20 protein-coding genes and 1 pseudogene are annotated in these 14,859 nt (G+C 74.1%); 7 read left to right on the top strand and 14 right to left on the bottom strand.

Annotated elements, in window-relative coordinates; all coding sequences use genetic code 11:
• A pseudogene (locus EAH89_RS26670) lies at positions 1 to 235 on the bottom strand (IS481 family transposase); the annotation flags it as partial.
• 89 nt (positions 236 to 324) lie between these two features.
• Here EAH89_RS26670 and EAH89_RS26665 point away from each other — a divergent pair.
• The 3 genes from EAH89_RS26665 to EAH89_RS26655 are packed head-to-tail and all read left to right on the top strand — an operon-like array spanning position 325 to position 1,773.
• Complete coding sequence (locus tag EAH89_RS26665; RefSeq protein WP_140886741.1) at positions 325 to 918, top strand: glutathione S-transferase N-terminal domain-containing protein; 594 nt, start codon at positions 325 to 327, stop codon at positions 916 to 918.
• 8 nt (positions 919 to 926) lie between these two features.
• The gene (locus EAH89_RS26660) at positions 927 to 1,415 is read left to right on the top strand and encodes a cupin domain-containing protein (protein ID WP_140886740.1); all 489 of its coding nucleotides are present in this window, start codon (positions 927 to 929) and stop codon (positions 1,413 to 1,415) included.
• A 34-nt stretch (positions 1,416 to 1,449) separates the two neighbouring features.
• Positions 1,450 to 1,773 carry a hypothetical protein gene (locus tag EAH89_RS26655; RefSeq protein WP_140886739.1) on the top strand — a complete coding sequence of 108 codons (324 nt, stop codon included), beginning with the start codon at positions 1,450 to 1,452 and terminating at the stop codon, positions 1,771 to 1,773.
• A 32-nt stretch (positions 1,774 to 1,805) separates the two neighbouring features.
• Here the strand turns inward: EAH89_RS26655 and EAH89_RS26650 are convergent, their stop codons facing one another.
• From EAH89_RS26650 to EAH89_RS26640, 3 genes are all read right to left on the bottom strand, one after another.
• Positions 1,806 to 2,471 carry a PEP-CTERM sorting domain-containing protein gene (locus EAH89_RS26650; protein ID WP_140886738.1) on the bottom strand — a complete coding sequence of 222 codons (666 nt, stop codon included), beginning with the start codon at positions 2,469 to 2,471 and terminating at the stop codon, positions 1,806 to 1,808.
• 241 nt (positions 2,472 to 2,712) lie between these two features.
• The gene (locus tag EAH89_RS26645) at positions 2,713 to 3,027 is read right to left on the bottom strand and encodes a hypothetical protein (protein ID WP_140886737.1); all 315 of its coding nucleotides are present in this window, start codon (positions 3,025 to 3,027) and stop codon (positions 2,713 to 2,715) included.
• 10 nt (positions 3,028 to 3,037) lie between these two features.
• Entirely contained in the window at positions 3,038 to 3,715 is a 678-nt protein-coding gene (locus tag EAH89_RS26640; RefSeq protein ID WP_161993781.1) for an AzlC family ABC transporter permease, read from the bottom strand.
• Positions 3,716 to 3,823: 108 nt separating this feature from the next.
• Here EAH89_RS26640 and EAH89_RS26635 point away from each other — a divergent pair, with 108 nt between their 5' ends.
• Complete coding sequence (locus EAH89_RS26635) at positions 3,824 to 5,143, top strand: NAD(P)/FAD-dependent oxidoreductase (protein WP_140886735.1); 1,320 nt, start codon at positions 3,824 to 3,826, stop codon at positions 5,141 to 5,143.
• Positions 5,144 to 5,163: 20 nt separating this feature from the next.
• Here the strand turns inward: EAH89_RS26635 and EAH89_RS26630 are convergent, their stop codons facing one another.
• The 6 genes from EAH89_RS26630 to EAH89_RS26605 all read right to left on the bottom strand — a co-directional run bounded on the left by EAH89_RS26630 (position 5,164) and on the right by EAH89_RS26605 (position 9,246).
• The gene (locus EAH89_RS26630; RefSeq protein WP_140886734.1) at positions 5,164 to 6,153 is read right to left on the bottom strand and encodes a magnesium transporter CorA family protein; all 990 of its coding nucleotides are present in this window, start codon (positions 6,151 to 6,153) and stop codon (positions 5,164 to 5,166) included.
• Positions 6,154 to 6,274: 121 nt separating this feature from the next.
• Positions 6,275 to 6,988, bottom strand: coding sequence for an acireductone synthase (gene mtnC / locus EAH89_RS26625; RefSeq protein WP_194152370.1), 714 nt, complete (start codon positions 6,986 to 6,988; stop codon positions 6,275 to 6,277).
• 20 nt (positions 6,989 to 7,008) lie between these two features.
• Positions 7,009 to 7,548, bottom strand: a complete 540-nt coding sequence (locus tag EAH89_RS26620) for a 1,2-dihydroxy-3-keto-5-methylthiopentene dioxygenase (protein WP_140886732.1) — start codon at positions 7,546 to 7,548, stop codon at positions 7,009 to 7,011.
• The gene (locus EAH89_RS26615; RefSeq protein WP_140886731.1) at positions 7,545 to 8,177 is read right to left on the bottom strand and encodes a methylthioribulose 1-phosphate dehydratase; all 633 of its coding nucleotides are present in this window, start codon (positions 8,175 to 8,177) and stop codon (positions 7,545 to 7,547) included. Before EAH89_RS26615 ends, EAH89_RS26620 begins: the two co-directional genes overlap by 4 nt.
• 81 nt (positions 8,178 to 8,258) lie before the next feature.
• Positions 8,259 to 8,534 (bottom strand): twin-arginine translocase TatA/TatE family subunit, encoded by a 276-nt coding sequence (locus tag EAH89_RS26610; protein ID WP_140886730.1) that lies wholly within the window; start codon positions 8,532 to 8,534, stop codon positions 8,259 to 8,261.
• Between the two features lie 205 nt (positions 8,535 to 8,739).
• On the bottom strand, positions 8,740 to 9,246 hold the full coding sequence (locus EAH89_RS26605) for a CHAP domain-containing protein (protein ID WP_140886729.1): 507 nt from the start codon (positions 9,244 to 9,246) through the stop codon (positions 8,740 to 8,742).
• A 170-nt stretch (positions 9,247 to 9,416) separates the two neighbouring features.
• Here EAH89_RS26605 and EAH89_RS26600 point away from each other — a divergent pair, with 170 nt between their 5' ends.
• Positions 9,417 to 10,787 (top strand): putative bifunctional diguanylate cyclase/phosphodiesterase, encoded by a 1,371-nt coding sequence (locus EAH89_RS26600; protein ID WP_140886728.1) that lies wholly within the window; start codon positions 9,417 to 9,419, stop codon positions 10,785 to 10,787.
• A complete protein-coding gene (locus EAH89_RS26595; RefSeq protein WP_161993780.1) occupies positions 10,784 to 11,224 on the top strand; it encodes a BLUF domain-containing protein in 441 nt (146 codons plus the stop codon). The genes EAH89_RS26600 and EAH89_RS26595 overlap by 4 nt, the downstream gene beginning before the upstream one ends.
• A gap of 7 nt (positions 11,225 to 11,231) precedes the next feature.
• Here EAH89_RS26595 and EAH89_RS26590 read toward each other — a convergent pair whose 3' ends face one another.
• From EAH89_RS26590 to metX, 4 genes are all read right to left on the bottom strand, one after another.
• Entirely contained in the window at positions 11,232 to 11,639 is a 408-nt protein-coding gene (locus tag EAH89_RS26590; protein ID WP_140886726.1) for a hypothetical protein, read from the bottom strand.
• 54 nt (positions 11,640 to 11,693) lie between these two features.
• On the bottom strand, positions 11,694 to 12,056 hold the full coding sequence (locus EAH89_RS26585; protein WP_241667226.1) for a hypothetical protein: 363 nt from the start codon (positions 12,054 to 12,056) through the stop codon (positions 11,694 to 11,696).
• A gap of 5 nt (positions 12,057 to 12,061) precedes the next feature.
• Positions 12,062 to 12,664, bottom strand: coding sequence for a methionine biosynthesis protein MetW (gene metW, locus EAH89_RS26580; protein WP_140886744.1), 603 nt, complete (start codon positions 12,662 to 12,664; stop codon positions 12,062 to 12,064).
• Between the two features lie 71 nt (positions 12,665 to 12,735).
• Positions 12,736 to 13,890, bottom strand: coding sequence for a homoserine O-acetyltransferase MetX (gene metX / locus EAH89_RS26575; protein WP_140886725.1), 1,155 nt, complete (start codon positions 13,888 to 13,890; stop codon positions 12,736 to 12,738).
• A 121-nt stretch (positions 13,891 to 14,011) separates the two neighbouring features.
• Here metX and EAH89_RS26570 point away from each other — a divergent pair, with 121 nt between their 5' ends.
• Positions 14,012 to 14,851 (top strand): chorismate mutase, encoded by an 840-nt coding sequence (locus EAH89_RS26570; protein ID WP_161993779.1) that lies wholly within the window; start codon positions 14,012 to 14,014, stop codon positions 14,849 to 14,851.
• Positions 14,852 to 14,859: the final 8 nt, after the last annotated feature.

Genomic DNA, 14,859 nt, shown 5'->3' with positions numbered 1-14,859 from the left:
TGTGCCGGCGGAAGGCGACGACGACGGCCTCCTCCTCGACCGAGAGAACCGTGGACTTCGGCTCCTTCGGCCCAGTCGGCAGGTCGGTAACAGACCCACGCGCCTTCCACTTGGCGACCGTTTTCGGGTTCACTCCATAGCGCTTGGCCAGCCCTCTCAGGCTCTCTTGACTATGCTGTATCGCTCGACGGATTGCCTCCGTCGTTGTGGCGCTGCCATGGAGAACCTGGCCCATAGTGCGTCCTTCCGCTCAGGGGAGAAGACTGCACCATCAAACCCTGGGATCAAACACCTAGCCTCCCGCGAAACAGCCCAGGAACGCCGATGCGCCTCTTCTCCTCCTCCGCCAGCCCCTTCGCCCGCAAGGTCATCGCCTGCGCCATCGCGCGCGGCCTCGACGACCGGATCGAGATCGTCCCCACCAACGCCCATGCCAGCCCGCCGGAGCTTCTCGCGGGCAACCCGCTGTCGAAGGTGCCGCTGCTGCTGCTGGAGGACGGCACGCCCGTCTACGACAGCCCCGTCATCTGCGAGTACCTCGACACCCTCGGCGGCGCGCCGCCCCTGATGCCCCCCTCCGGCCCGGAGCGGCTGCGGGTCGCCATCATGCAGGCGCTGGCCGACGGCATCATGGACGCCGCCGTCGCGCGCCGCATGCAGGTGGCGCTGCCGCAGGACGAGGGGCGCCAGGCCTTCGACGCGCGCCAGAAGGCCGCGATCACCCGCGGGCTGGACCGGCTGGAGGGCGACCCGCCGAAGGGCCTGGAGGACGTGGGCGCCGTCGCGGTCGCTTGCGCGCTCGGCTACCTCGACTTCCGCTTCGCCCAGGAGCCCTGGCGCGAGACCTGGCCGGGCCTGGCCGCCTGGCTCGCCTCCGTCGAGGGCCGTCCCGCCCTGGCGCAGTCCGCCCCCCGGTGACCCCGGCCGTGCCCGGCCCGGACCTTCGCGACCCCGGCCTGGACGCGGGCGCCGTCATCGCCGCCCTCGGCCTCCTCCCGCACCCCGAGGGCGGGCACTACCGCGAGACCTGGCGCGACCGGCCGAAGGGCGGCGGGCGCGGCGCCGGCACCGCCATTCTCTTCCTCCTCGCCAAGGGGGAGCGGAGCCACTGGCACCGGGTGGACGCGGCGGAGGGCTGGCACTGGCAGGCCGGCGCCCCGCTCGCGCTCCGCGTCTCGGACGGCGCGGCGGCGGCGGCGCACCGCCTGGGCCCGGACCTCGGCGCGGGGGAGGCGCTCTTCGCCACCGTGCCGCCGGGCCGCTGGCAGGCGGCGGAGAGCCTCGGCGCTTGGTCGCTCGTCGCCTGCACGGTCAGCCCTGCCTTCACCTTCGAGGGCTTCGAGATGGCGCCGCCGGGCTGGGAGCCGGGCCGTCCCGTTCCCGCCACCGCAACCTCCGGCCCCGCTGGGGGCTGAATCCCCCCCGGGGCAGGGATGGAAGGCGCGCGGGATGCGGGCGAACGATGCGGCGAAGCTGGCGCGGGTGCTCGCGCTGCTCGGCTCCGACCAGGACGGCGAGCGGGCCGCGGCGGCGCTGGCCGCGCACCGGCTGATGCACCGCCTCGGCCTCACCTGGGACGACGTGCTGATGGCCAAGCCCGAGGCCGAGCCGGCGCGCCCCGTCCCGCCCCCGCCCGACCTGCTCGGCGCCGTGGAGTCCCGCCTGCGCCAGGCGCAGCGCGAGAACGAGGACCTGCGGCGGAGCATCGCCCAGCTCCGCCGCCGCCTTGAGGCCACCATCCAGCGCCCGCCGCGGCGCGACGAGGACGACTGACGGGCGGCCGGGGCGCTCCCCGGCCGGTGGCCTCAGCCGGCCGCGCGGCGCCGGCCCAGCGCGACCAGGCCGAGCAGGCCGACCCCGAGGAGGGAGAGGGAGGTCGGCTCCGGCACGGTGACGGTGAGGCCGCCGGGACGGTAGTCGAGGCTCGTGGCCGAGGTCGCGACGGCGACGCCGTAGTCGGCGATGCCGCGCTCGTCGGTGCCGTTGCTCCAGATGTCGACCACCACGTTCCCGTTGATCCGGAACATCAGCCCGTAGATGTCGAAGAGCCCGCCGGAGGGCGGGTAGTCCGACGCGGTCTGCACGGAGCCGTTCGGCCAGTAGAGGTTGTCGTAGGTGATCGCGCCGTTGCTGATGGGCGAGAGGCCCGAGGCGACGAAGAAGCGGCTGAAGCTGTTCGGCGCCAGCAGGTTGCCGGGCTCGGGCGTCGAGAAGACGACGGGCACGAGCTCGTTCACCGGCGCGTTGACGATGCCCAGGCCGTTGTTCGTGTCGGTGAAGGTGCCGCTGATCCCCGTGACCTGGAAGGCGCTCGGGTACTTGGCGTCGGTCGTGGTCCCGTAGGTCAGGACAAGCGACGCGCTGACGTTGGGCCCGCTGAAATCGAGGTTGACGGTCGCGGCCCGCGCCGGGCCCATCGGGCTCGCGGCCAGGCCCACCAGGGCGGCAAGGACGAGGTAGGCTCGCTTCATGGTACTTTCCCCCTTTTTGCCGGCATGGCGCGCCATGCAGCGTTGTCCGCTGCCATTTTCTCCGGCCGGCTGTTCTCGTCGGGTCGGGATATTCGGAAAGAATGGCAAACGGTTTCAGCAATCGTCATGCCATTTACCAAACCCTTTTAATCGCCAGATATTTTCCAATCGTTTTTTGGACTGTAAGCCCCGCCTTACACCGTTCCGCGAGCAACCGGCCGGAACCCCTCCCGGCCGCGCCCTAGCCGAGCCACGCCCCCACCGCCCAGACCGCCGCCAGCCCCGCCGCCATTCCCGCCAGCAGCCGCCGCCCGGCGAGGAAGAACACCGCGAGCCCCATCCCCGCCCCGGCCAGCCGCGCCGCCACCGGCCAGGACCCCGGCGAGACGAGCGCCAGCACCACCCAGGCCGAGAGCGCAGCCTCGCTGACCGCGGCCGCCCAGGCGATGGCCGGGTGGCTCGCCGGCAGCCGCCAGGCCAGGGCGATACCGACCGCGCGCAGCCCCAGCGTCGCCAGCGCCGCGACCAGCAGCGGCGCCCAGGGGGTCTCCGTCATTCCCGGGCCGTCATCCCCGGGTCCGCAGCAGGAAGGCCGCGGTGCCCCCCGCCAGGGCGGCTCCGAGCAGCCCCCAGGCCGGCGGCACCCCCGCCGGCAGCAGCAGCGCGACGGGCGCGGCCAACGCCCCCGCCAGCGAGGCGCGCCAGGGACCGCCCCGCGCCACCCCGCCCGCGATCAGCAGCGCGAAGTAGAGCACGTTCACCATCAGCAGCAGCCGCAGCACGGGCGGCGGGAGCGAGCCCGCGACGGCATGGCCCAGCGCCGTCGCCACCAGGCCGACCGTCCAGACCGTCACCCCGAAGCCGAGGAACCAGCGGGCGCGGTCCGGCGGCGGCAGGTCCGGCAGGCGCCGCATGGCCGCCGCCCAGGGGGTGATGGAGATGAAGGGCACGCAGAGCGGCGCCAGCGGCCCGCGCACGAGCGGCGCGAGGGAGGCCGCCATCGGCAGGAAGCGCGCGTTCGCCATCAGCGACCCCGCGACCGCCGCGGCCGAGGCGCCGGGATGGGCGCCCAGCAGCACCATCTGCCCCGCCATGCCGTAGATCCCTGCCGAGGAGAAGAGCCCCCAGCCGAGCCCGAAGCCGGCCGCGCGCACGGCGGCCCCGAAGGCGATGAAGGTGGCGGCCATGGCGACGGCCTGGGCGCCGAGCGCCTCCCGGGCGCCGAGGCGATAGGCGGGGTGCATCGGCGGAGCCTGCCACGCCCGGAGGCGCCGCGCGATCCGCCCCGCGCCCACCCTTGGGACGGGACGGAATACTTGACCGCGGGGGCCGCTGATTGGAAACCTTCGCGCATGGAACAGAGCGCGACACCCGATGTCCTGATCGTCGGCGGCGGCCCCGCCGGCTCCACCGCCGCCGCCCTCCTCGCCAAGGCCGGGCGCGACGTCGTGCTCGTCGAGAAGGAGGCGCATCCCCGCTTCCACATCGGCGAGAGCCTGCTGCCCCGCAACCTCGACATCCTCGAGCGCCTGGGCGTGCTCGAGACCGTGCGGGCAATGGGCGTGCACAAGCCCGGCGCCGAGTTCGTCTCCGACCGCACCGGCCGTTCCTGCGCCTTTCCCTTCGCCCACGCGCTGAACAAGGCGCGCACCCATTCCTGGCAGGTCCGCCGCTCGGACTTCGACGCCGCGCTCTTCGCCAACGCCCGGCGCCTGGGCGCGGAGACGCTGGAGGAGACGCGCGTCACCGACATCGCCTTCGGACCCAAGGGGGAGCGCGCCACCGTCACCGCCCGCACGGCCGAGGGCGTGGACCTCACCTTCCGCCCGCGCTTCGTGCTCGACGCCTCCGGCCGCGACGCCTTCCTCGCCGGGAAGATGCGGCTGAAGGAGGCCAACAAGCAGAACAACACCGCCGCCATGTACGCGCATTTCCGCGGCGTGGAGCGGCGCGAGGGGGAGCTGGACGGCTACATCTCCATCCACCTCGCCGAGGACGGCTGGTTCTGGCTCATCCCGCTGCCCGGCGACGTGATGAGCGTCGGCTTCGTCGGCAACCAGTCCGCCTGGAAGGGCCGCAAGGGATCGGCGAAGGAGGTCTTCCTCGACCGCATCGCCTCCAGCCCCACCGTCTCCGCGCGCACGCGCGGGGCCGAGATCGCCTCCGAGATTTACTCGACCGCGAACTACTCCTACCGCGCCAGCTCGGGCTCGGGGGAGGGCTACCTGATGATCGGCGACGCCTTCGGCTTCGTGGACCCGATGTTCTCGACGGGCGTGCTGATGGCGATGACCGCCGGCGAGCTCGGCGCGAAGGCCGCCGACACCTGGCTGCGCGACCCCCTGCGCGGGGAGGCCGCCTGCCGCGCCACGAACAAGGAGCTCGCCCGCGCGATGGACCGCATCGGCTGGCTCATCTACCGCATCAACGACCCCGTCATGCGCAGCCTCTTCATGGCGCCGAAGAACACCCTCTGGATGCGGGACGGGATCATCAACATGCTCGCCGGCAACCTCGCCGGCGGCCGCTTCGGCGACCCGCGTGCCATCCTGCCGATCCTGTCCTTCAAGGCGGTGTACCACACGCTGTCCTGGCTCCACCGCCGCGGCCTCGGGCCGGACATGCCGGAATCCCGTCCCGGCCCGGCGCCGGCGATGGTGGCGGCGGAGTAGCGCCGCCGCCGCGCGCCGGCCTAGAGCCAGCCCTTCCGCTTGAAGTAGACCAGCGGCAGCAGCGCGCTCGCGATCATCAGCAGGAGCGCCCAGGGGTAGCCGAGCGCCCATTTCAGCTCGGGCATGTTCTCGAAGTTCATGCCGTAGATGCTGGCAACGAGGGTGGGCGGCATCAGCGCCACGGACGCCACCGTGAAGGTCTTGATGATGCCGTTCTGGTCCATGCTGATGATGCCGAGCACGGCGTCGAGCAGGAACTGCGCCTTGGCCGCCATGGTGTTCGAGTACTCGACGAGGGAGCGCACGTCCCGGACCAGGGTCTTGATCATCGCCTGGTTCTCCTTGCGCACCGCGTTCGCCTTCTCGGCGCCCACGAAGGTGAGGATGCGCGTGAGGCCGAGCAGCGTGTCGCTGGCCCGCGTCGTCACCTCCCCCACCTGGCCGAGGGTGAGCAGCGCCTGGCGCAGGTCCACGTCCCGCTTGTTCGCCTTGACGCCCTGGCTGCGGGCGTTGCGGAAGGTGGTCTGGCTGGCGCGGTCCATGTCGCTCGCCGTGCGCTCGAGGATGTCGGCCAGGCGGTCCACGATCTGCTCGAAGAGGTGCAGCATCACGCCGTCCGGCGTGCGCAGGATGGGCAGCGCCTGGCGCTGGGCGCGGATGGCGAAGACGGAGAAAGCCTTGGGCGTCGCGTAGCGCACGGTGATGAGCGCGGTGGGCGCGAGGACGAAGGTGATGGGGGTGGAGCCGAACTCCCCCTCGTCGGCGCCGTAGAGGAAGGCGGCGGTGAGGAACAGCACCTCGCCCTCCTTGTAGAGGCGCGACGAGCTCTCGATCTCCTGCATCTCCTCGCGCGTCGGCACCTCGATCTGCAGCGCGTCCTGCACGGCGCGCTCCTCCTCGGGGGTCGGGTTGAGGAGGTCGATCCAGGTCGAGCCGGCGATCGCCTCGGCCGTGTCGAGGCCCCCGTGGACCGCGCAGGCGCCGCCGCGGAGGGAATAGGTGGTCATCATGGGCGGGTCTCCCGGCGTCCGGGCGGAGAAGGGGGCAATTCGGGCCTCAGGCCAAGACCCTCTGGACCCGCGCGCGGCGCCCCGCAAGCGCGGCGGCGTGACCGGCGGGCGGCGGCGGCCCTCAGCCGGAGGGCGGCACGTCGGGCGCGGGCAGGCCGAAGCGGGCGGCGACCTCGGGGAAGGTGGCGCAGGCGGGATGGCGGCCGCTGGCCACCGTGCCGTCCGCCGCGCGCACGACCTGGCACGCGGCCATCCCCGCCGCCGCCGCCGCGTCGAGCTCCTCCGCCACGTCGGAGAGGAACAGCATGTCCGCCGGCGCCATCCCGGCCGAGGCGGCGATGGCGGCGTAGGAGGCGGCCTCCCGCTTCGGCCCGGTGCGCGTGTCGTCGAAGCCCGACAGCAGCGGCGTGAGGTCCCCCGCCTCGCTGTGGGCGAAGAGCAGCCGCTGCGCCTCCACCGAGCCCGAGGAGTAGACGCGGAGCGCGATGCCCCCCGCCGCCCAGGCGCGCAGGCAGGGCGCGACGTCCGGCCAGAGATGCCCGCGCAGCCGCCCGGCCTCGAAGCCCTGGCGCCAGATCAGGCCCTGCAGCGCCTTCAGCGGCGTCACCTTCTCGTCCCGCGCCATCCAGCCCCGCAGCGCCGCCTCCGGCTCCTCGCCGGGCGAGAGGGCGCGGACCTCGGCGAGGAGGCCCGCGACGGCGGGGTCCTCCCCCCGCGCGCGCAGGAAGCCGCCCAGCGCCCCCTCCGCGAAGGGGAACAGGGTCTCCTTCACGAAGGCGATGGCGCTGGTGGTGCCCTCGATGTCGAGGACGACGGCGCGGACCGTCCCGCTCAAGCGCCCGTTCAAGCCCCCGCTCAAGCCGTGGTGGCCGGGAAGCGCTCCGACATGTCGGTGCCGGTGTAGTGCGGCGTCCACCCCGTGGTGTCCGTGAAGATGCGCAGCGCCGTCACGTTGGGGTTGGGGCCGGCGTCGAACCAGTGGTGGGTGTCGGCGGGCACGGAGATGAGGTCGCCCCGCGTGCAGTGCGCGTCGTAGACCTTGCCGCCCACGTGCAGGATGAAGTTGCCGGCCCCCTCGTGGAAGAAGCGGACCTCGTCCTCGGTGTGGCGGTGCTCGGCGAGGAACTTCGCCCGGATCGCGTGGGCCTGCGGGTGGTCGGCGGTCAGGCGGATGACGTCGGCCGTGCCCGCCTTCGTCTCGCCCATGAGGGCGTCGAGGCGCGGCTTGTAGGCGGCCAGCACCGCCTCGGCCTCGGCGCCGGGCGGGAGGTCGGCGACCTCCCAGCGCTCGAAGCGCACGCCGAGCGGGGCGAGCTTCGCCGCGATCTCGGCCGGGTCCTGCGTGTCCGCGAGGACGGCCTTGGTCTCGGCGTCGTGGATGACAAGGCGGCTCATGGGTCGGAACCTCCCAGGCTGATGGCGGCCATCTTGCAGGCCAGCATGAACTCAAGCCCCTCCAGGCGCGCCAGGGCGGCGTCCATGTCGGGGCCCCATACATAAACCCCGTGGCCCCGGATCAAATAGCCGGGGACGACGGGATCGGCCATGCGGGCCCAGCGGGCCTCCACCGCCGCCTGCAAGCGCGTAATGTCCTGGTCGTTGTCGAGCACCGGCACCGCGACGGCGGCGGCGTGGGTGTCGAGGCCGGGGAAGGCCTTCAGCAGCTCGTAGCCCTCGAGCCGGATCGTCTCCCCGGCGCGGCGGGAGAGGACCGTGTTGGCGACGGAGTGGCCGTGCACCACGGCGCGGGCCGCCGGGAAGGCGCGGTAGACGCCGCAGTGCAGCCCCGTCTCGGCGGAGGGGCGCAGCGCCCCGTCCTCCGGCACGCCCTGCAGGTCCACCGCCATGACGGCGTCCGCGGTGAGATGCGCCTTGTGGAAGCCGGAGCGGGTGATGGCCACGCGGTTCCCCGGCAGGCGGACCGAGATGTTCCCGGCGGTCGCTGGCACCCAGTTCCGCTCGGCCATGCGGCGGCCGGCCTCGATGACGGCCGCGACGGCCGCCTCAGGAATCGCGTCGGGCATCGGCCCTCCCGGGGATGGCCCAAACGACGAGCGCCGGCCCCCTGGGGGACCGGCGCGCCGCGGCGGGCAGGAAGGGCGGCGTCACGCCCCCGGGGGGGTGCGCACCGTGGTCCGGCCGGCATCGGTGCTGGCCGCGTGGACGCCGGCGCCGTGGACGGGCGGCGGCAGGTTGCCGGCCGGGGGCACCATGGTCGTGTCGGCCATGGAGGCGTCGGGCTCGTCCTCCTTGATGTTCTTCTTGAAGGACTTGATGCCCGTGGCGAGGTCGCCCATCAGCCCGCTGATCTTGCCGCTGCCGAAGAGCAGCAGCACGACCAGCAGCACGACGAGCCAGTGCCAGATGCTGAACGAACCCATGTGAAGCCCCGATATCCTTGCCTGGTTTGGCGGGCCGGCCGCCCGGGCCCCCCGTGTCGCGGTGAGACTAGGTCGGCGCCCCCCCGGGGTAAACCTGCCGGCGGCGCCGGCCAGGACCTCCCCTGAGAATGCAGAGGGGACATGGGCCATGCGCCGCGCCGACGCAATGGGGAGATGACAGGCGCGTCATCCGCCCCGCCGGCCCCTAGCCCCCCGCCATCGCCCGCTCGGGCAGGATGAAGCCGTAGGCGGGGAAGACCGTGTTCCCGACGACGGCCGCCGGCGGGTACCAGACCCGCACCTCCGTCCAGTCGTTGCGGGGCGAGACGTCGATCACCGGCTGGTCCCGCGCCACCCGCCCGCGCAGCCCGCCCGAGGCCCAGTTGGCGTGGTCCACCCGGATCTCCCGCGCGTCCACCACGCGCGAGACGACGGCCACGTGCCCGTCCCGCAGGCGCCCGGTGCGCTGGAAGACGAGCACCGCCCCCGCCCGCGGCCGCGGCCCGCGCGCGTAGCGGCCGCTCGCCGCCTCCCACCACCGCCAGCCGTCGCCGCGCAGGTCGAGGCCCGAGCGGGCGCGGGCGTAGGGCACGCAGGAGAGATAGCCGTCGGACGCCTCGTAGCCCGAGCCGGCGGCGACCGGGCCGCCCCGATTCGCCCCGCAGGCCGAGAGCGCCAGGCCCGCCACGGCCAGCAGGACAAGGCGCCGCATCCATCCCGCCACGATACGCTCGAACCCCCTCGCGGCCTCCCCCGAGGCCGGGCCCAGCCTAGCGCGGCGGCGGGACGGCTGTCAGCGCCGGGGGCGCCGTTTACGTCCTGTCCACCGGTCCTCCCTAGGCTGCGCCCCTTACGCGACGATTCACGGGAGACGGTGGCGGCATGGAAGGTTCGATCGGCCCGCTCGCCGGCAGCGGGCAGGAGGAGCACTGCCCCGCGTGCTCGCGGCCGCTCTGGCCGGGCGATCCGCTGACGGGCCTCGCGGACCGCACGGAGTTCCGCACGCGGCTGGAGCGCGCCCTCTCCTACGCCGGCGCCAGCTTCTCCGAGGAGGGCGGAGGCTCGTCCGAGATGGCGGCGATGCTCATCGACCTCGACCGCTTCAAGGCCGTCAACGACAGCCTCGGCCACGCGGCCGGGGACGCGCTGCTGCGCCACGTCGCCCGCCGCCTGCGCGCCACGCTGCGCCCCGGGGACATCGCCGCGCGCATGGGCGGGGACGAGTTCGCCGTGCTGCTCCACGGCCTGGCCGGCGAGAACGCCGCGGCCAGCGTCGCCGGCCGCCTCGTGGACCTGCTCGGCCGCCCCTACATGGTCGAGGGGCGGATCGCCAACATCGGCGCCAGCGTCGGCATCGCCATGGTGCTGCCGGGCCTCGGCGCCGACGCCGTGCTCCGCCGCGCCGACCTCGCGCTCTACAAGAGCAAGGAGGGCGGGCGCCGGCGCTACCACTTCTTCGAGCCCGCCCTGCAGGAGGCCGCGGAGGAGCGGCAGCGACTCGAGTTCGACCTTCGCGCCGCCCTCGCGCTCGGCGAGTTCGAGCTCTTCTACCAGCCCCAGTTCCACCTCGCCGAGAACCGCCTCTACGGCTTCGAGGCGCTGATCCGCTGGCGCCACCCCGGCCGCGGCCTCGTCCCGCCCGACCGCTTCATCCCCGTGGCGGAGGAGCTCGGCCTCATCACCTCGATCGGCGAGTGGGTGCTGCACCAGGCCTGCGCGGAGGCCGTGCGCTGGGAGGGCGAGCTCAGCGTGGCCGTGAACGTGGCGCCCGCGCAGCTCGCGGCCGGGACGCTCGTCGCAGCGGTGCGGAAGGCGCTCGACACCACCGGCCTGGCCGGCCCCCGGCTGGAGCTTGAGATCACCGAGAGCGCGCTCCTCGCCGACGACGGCTCGACGATCGAGCAGCTCACGGCGCTGAAGGCGCTCGGCGTGAAGGTGTCGCTCGACGACTTCGGCACCGGCTACTCCTCGCTGACGCAGCTCCGCCGCTTCGCCTTCGACAAGGTGAAGATCGACCGCTCCTTCGCCGACGACACCGCCGTGGTGCGGACCGTCGCCGCGCTGGGGGCGAGCCTCGGCATCCGCATCACCGCGGAGGGCGTGGAGACCGCCGCGCAGATGCGCCGCGTCCACCAGGAGGGCTGCACGGAGGCCCAGGGCTACCTTCTCAGCCGGCCCGTGCCGGCCGGCGAGGTCCCGGGCCTGATCGACCGCTTCCGCGACGGGCACAGCTGGAAGGAGGGCCGGCCGTGAGCGACAGCCCCGCGGGCCCGCTCCACCGGCTGGTCTATGTCAGCCGGAACCTTCTCGCGGGCTCCCCGGGGGAGACGGAGGCGGAGGTGCTCGGCATCCTCGCGGTGTCGCGGCGCAACAACGCGCGGGTGGGCATCACCGGCGCGCTGCTGTTCAGCACCGACTGCTTCGCCCAGGTGCTGGAAGGGCCGCTCGCCGCCGTCCAGGCCACCTTCGAGCGCATCCAGTGCGACCAGCGCCACACCGACACCGTCGTGCTCTCCTGCGAGGCCGTCGCCGGCCGCGAGTTCGCCGGGTGGTCGATGGCCTATGCCGGCCCGGCCGCGCAGGGGACCGAGCGCTACGCCACCCTGACCGTGCCGAGCCCCACGGGCACGGGGTCCCAGCGGGTGCTGGACCTCCTGCAGCGCGTGGTGAGGCCGGCCCGCGCCGCCTGAGCCGCGATCAGGCCTCCGCGGGCGCCGCCGAGAGCGCCTCGTCGCGCGAGGGCACCTCGGCCACCGGCGCGCCGATCCCTGCCGTCCAGGCCGGGCCGCCGCGGGGGCGAGGGGCGAAATGCGCCCGCAGCGCCCGCGTGGCCCCGATCCGGGCCACGTCGAACATCCGCCAGCCCTCGCCGGGGTCGCCGGGGCCGCGCGCGAGGCCCGCCGTCTGCCAAGTCAGCAGCCCGATCCGCCCCGTGCCCATGCGGCCGATGGCGTGCGGGTGCACGACGCGCCAGGCGCCGCCGTAGAGCAGCTCGAGCGCGCGCCGCTCCCGCACCGCCCGGGCGAGGCGGGCGACGCGGCGGCGAAGGAGGCGGGAGGGCGGCGGGGACGCGTCGGCGCGGAGCCCCGCGGGGGTCTTGCGCATGGACCCCATATGGGGATCATCCCCCTGAAATGTAAGGAGGAACCCGGCCGGGCGTCAGAGGTTCAGCCCGGCGTACCAGGCGGCGTAGGGGGTGTCCTTCACCTTCTTCCGGTTCATGTCCGGCGCGCCGTCCGTCCACCAGACGGGGCCGCGCTCGCCGAGCGCGCGCTTGGCCTTGTCCACCGCGGCGCGGGCGACCTTCAGCGCCTCCTCGTCCTCGCTGCGCAGCGCCGTGCCGACCGCGCGGCGCGCGGCCATGAGCTCGCGCGTCAGCACCTCGCGGCGCTCTGGCGGCAGGGAGGGGTCTGCCATGCGCCACAGCCGCCCGCGGACCGCGAAGTAGCGGCCGTCCGGCGTCACCGGGTACTTCATCGCGGGCCCGGCCTCGGACCTCGCGTCGGCGCATGTCCCGGACATCGCGGTCAGCCCTTGCGGCTCAGCAGGAAGAGGGCCTGCTCCCCGAACAGGTTGGCCAGGCGCAGCCCGCGGCGCCAGGGCGCGCGCAGCCCGCGCTCGTCCACGGCGAGCCAGCCGTCCACCGCGTAGCCGTCGGCCTCGCAGAGCGCCACGAAGTCGAGGATCGTGCAGGGGTGGATGTTCGGCGTCTCGTACCAGGGGCGGTTCCAAGTGTCGGTGTCCGGCATCCGCCCGGTGGACAGCAGGCGCCAGCGCATCTGCCAGTGCCCGAAATTGGGGAAGGAGACGATCGCGTGGCTGCCGATGCGCAGCATCTGGCGCAGCACCTCGCGCGGGCGCTCCACCGCCTGCAGCGTGCGGCTGAGCACGACGTAGTCGAAGGCGCCGTCCGGGTAGTGGGCGAGGTCCGCGTCCGCGTCGCCGTGGATGACGGCGAGGCCCGCCGCGACCGCGCGCGTCGCCTCGGCCATGTCGATCTCGATGCCCCGCGCGTCGGCGCCCTTCTCGCGCGTCAGGTGCTCGATCAGCGCCCCGTCGCCGCAGCCGATGTCGAGCACCTTCGCGCCGGCCGGGATCATCTCCGCGATCAGCCGCAGGTCGAGCCGCATGTTCTTCGCGACGTAGCGGATGGGCTCCGCCGGGGGGCGGACCGGCTCCGCCTTGGGACGGATCCCCACCCTCACGCCCCCGCCGCGTCGGCCGCGCCGCGCAGGAAGCCGCCCAGCGCCGCGTGGAACTCGGGCTCGTCCAGCAGGAAGGCGTCGTGCCCCTTGTCGGAGGCGATCTCGATAAAGGAGGTGCGGGCGGCCGCCCGGTTCAGCGCGCGGGTGATCGCCCGGCTCTCGGCCGTGGGAAAGAGCCAGTCGGAGGAGAAGGAGGCGACGAAGAAGCGCGTCGGCGTGCCCTGGAAGGCCCGGGACAGGTCGCCCTCGAACTCCGCGGCCAGGTCGAAGTAGTCCATGGCGCGGGTGATCGTGAGGTAGGAGTTGGCGTCGAAGCGGCGGATGAAGGTGCTGCCCTGGTGGCGGAGGTAGCTCTCCACCGCGAAGACGTCCTCGAGGAAGGTGACGGCCTTGGCGCCCTGGAGGCGACGGCCGAACTTCCGCGTCAGCGCGCTCTCCGAGAGGTAGGTGATGTGCGCCACCATGCGCGCGACGGACAGGCCCTGCGCCGGCAGCCGCCCCTCCCGCCAGTAGGCGCCCCCGCACCAGTCGGGATCGGCGTGGATGGCGGCGCGGCCGACCTCGTGGAAGGCGATGTTCTGGGCGGAGTGGTGCGCGGCCGTCGCGATGGGCGCGCAGGCGAAGACCGCCTCCGGGTAGGTCGCCGCCCATTGCAGCGCCTGCATCCCCCCCATGGAGCCGCCGATGACCGCGAGCAGCCGGGTGATGCCGAGGCGCTCCACGAGGCGCTTCTGGGCGCGGACCATGTCGCGGATGGTGACGCTCGGGAAATCCGTGCCGTAGGGCCGGCCGAGGCCGTTGCCCTCCTCGTCCGTCATCTCCTCCCGCGGGCCGGAGCTGCCCATGCAGCCGCCGAGCACGTTCGCGCAGATGACGAAGAAGCGGTCCGTGTCGATCGGCAGCCCCGGGCCGACGATGTTCTCCCACCAGCCCGGCCGCCCCGTCACGGGGTGACGCCCGGCCAGGTACTGGTCGCCCGTGAGGGCGTGGCAGACGAGCACGGCGTTGCCGCGCGCCGCGTCCAGCGTGCCGTAGGTCTCGTAAGCGACGACGAGGGGCGCGAGCGTCGCCCCGCTGTCCAGCAGCAGCCCGTCCGGAAAGACGGCCCGCTGGTGCGCAACCTCCGGCAGGAACGGCACAGCCTCATTCATGGCCGGGAGGATTAGGAGCCCCGCGGCGGGGGGGCAAGGCTGCGGGCGCCATGGCGGCCCCTTCGAAAGCGCCGGCCTGCCTTGGCGCCCCGGCACGGGGGCGCTAGACCCGCCGGAAACCATGCCCGACCCCGCCCTCACCGACCCGTCCGTCGTCAACCCCGCGGCCCTCCTGGCCGCGCGGGCGGAGTTCGACGCGATCGACGACGCCGTGCACGACCTGCTGATGCGCCGCGCCGCCCTCTCGGCCACGCTCGCGGCCCAGGGGATGAAGGCGGGCGGCGCGAGCTTCCGCCCGGGGCGGGAGGCGATGATCCTCCGCCGGCTCCTCGGCCGCCACGCTGGGCCGATGCCGCGCGCGGCCCTCGCCCGGCTCTGGCGGGAGCTGATCGGGACCTCGCTCCGCCAGCAGTCGGACTTCTCCGTCGCGGCCGTCGCGGGGACGGAGATGCTGGCGCGCGGGCATTTCGGCCTCGAGACGCCGCTCCGCCCCCAGGCCACCCCCGCCGCCGCGCTCGCCGCCCTGGAGGCGGGGGAGTGCTCCGTCGCGGTCCTGCCCTCCCCGGCGGACGGCGAGGCGCCGGAGGCCGCCTGGTGGGCGGGGCTCGACGCGCCCGGCCCGCAGGTGGTGGCCGCGCTGCCCTTCCTCATGCGCCCCGGCCAGTCCGTGCCGAGCGCCCTCGTCCTCGCCCGCTTCGGCGCCGACGCCACCCCGCGCGACCGCGGCCTGCTGCGGCTGGAGCGCGCGCCCGGCACCGCCCGCGACGCGGTGGCGGCGGCGCTCGCCGCGGCCGGCCTGCCGCCGCGCCGCCTCCTTGCCTCCGCCGACGGCCGGCGCATGCTGGCCGAAGTCGAGGGCCTCGTGGCCCCCGGCGACCCGCGCCTCGCCCCGCTCGCCCCCTTCCGCGCCGCCCCGATCGGCGGCTACGCGGAGCCGGAGCCGGACGGCGCCCCCGCCTGAGCCCCTCC

It is taken from the genome of Muricoccus nepalensis, assembly GCF_006438825.1.
In the GTDB taxonomy this organism is placed as follows: Bacteria; Pseudomonadota; Alphaproteobacteria; order Acetobacterales; family Acetobacteraceae; genus Roseomonas; species Roseomonas nepalensis.
This window is presented reverse-complemented; position numbering and strand designations above follow the sequence as displayed.

Coding starts and splice junctions, on each gene's coding strand:
- EAH89_RS26665 (WP_140886741.1), top strand. CDS start 325: ATGCGCCTCTTCTCCTCCTCCGCCAGCCCCTTCGCCCGCAAGGTCATC.
- EAH89_RS26655 (WP_140886739.1), top strand. CDS start 1,450: ATGCGGGCGAACGATGCGGCGAAGCTGGCGCGGGTGCTCGCGCTGCTC.
- EAH89_RS26650 (WP_140886738.1), bottom strand. CDS start 2,471: ATGAAGCGAGCCTACCTCGTCCTTGCCGCCCTGGTGGGCCTGGCCGCG.
- EAH89_RS26645 (WP_140886737.1), bottom strand. CDS start 3,027: ATGACGGAGACCCCCTGGGCGCCGCTGCTGGTCGCGGCGCTGGCGACG.
- EAH89_RS26640 (WP_161993781.1), bottom strand. CDS start 3,715: ATGCACCCCGCCTATCGCCTCGGCGCCCGGGAGGCGCTCGGCGCCCAG.
- EAH89_RS26635 (WP_140886735.1), top strand. CDS start 3,824: ATGGAACAGAGCGCGACACCCGATGTCCTGATCGTCGGCGGCGGCCCC.
- EAH89_RS26630 (WP_140886734.1), bottom strand. CDS start 6,153: ATGATGACCACCTATTCCCTCCGCGGCGGCGCCTGCGCGGTCCACGGG.
- EAH89_RS26620 (WP_140886732.1), bottom strand. CDS start 7,548: ATGAGCCGCCTTGTCATCCACGACGCCGAGACCAAGGCCGTCCTCGCG.
- EAH89_RS26615 (WP_140886731.1), bottom strand. CDS start 8,177: ATGCCCGACGCGATTCCTGAGGCGGCCGTCGCGGCCGTCATCGAGGCC.
- EAH89_RS26610 (WP_140886730.1), bottom strand. CDS start 8,534: ATGGGTTCGTTCAGCATCTGGCACTGGCTCGTCGTGCTGCTGGTCGTG.
- EAH89_RS26605 (WP_140886729.1), bottom strand. CDS start 9,246: ATGCGGCGCCTTGTCCTGCTGGCCGTGGCGGGCCTGGCGCTCTCGGCC.
- EAH89_RS26600 (WP_140886728.1), top strand. CDS start 9,417: ATGGAAGGTTCGATCGGCCCGCTCGCCGGCAGCGGGCAGGAGGAGCAC.
- EAH89_RS26590 (WP_140886726.1), bottom strand. CDS start 11,639: ATGCGCAAGACCCCCGCGGGGCTCCGCGCCGACGCGTCCCCGCCGCCC.
- EAH89_RS26585 (WP_241667226.1), bottom strand. CDS start 12,056: ATGTCCGGGACATGCGCCGACGCGAGGTCCGAGGCCGGGCCCGCGATG.
- metW (WP_140886744.1), bottom strand. CDS start 12,664: ATGCGGCTCGACCTGCGGCTGATCGCGGAGATGATCCCGGCCGGCGCG.
- metX (WP_140886725.1), bottom strand. CDS start 13,890: ATGAATGAGGCTGTGCCGTTCCTGCCGGAGGTTGCGCACCAGCGGGCC.
- EAH89_RS26570 (WP_161993779.1), top strand. CDS start 14,012: ATGCCCGACCCCGCCCTCACCGACCCGTCCGTCGTCAACCCCGCGGCC.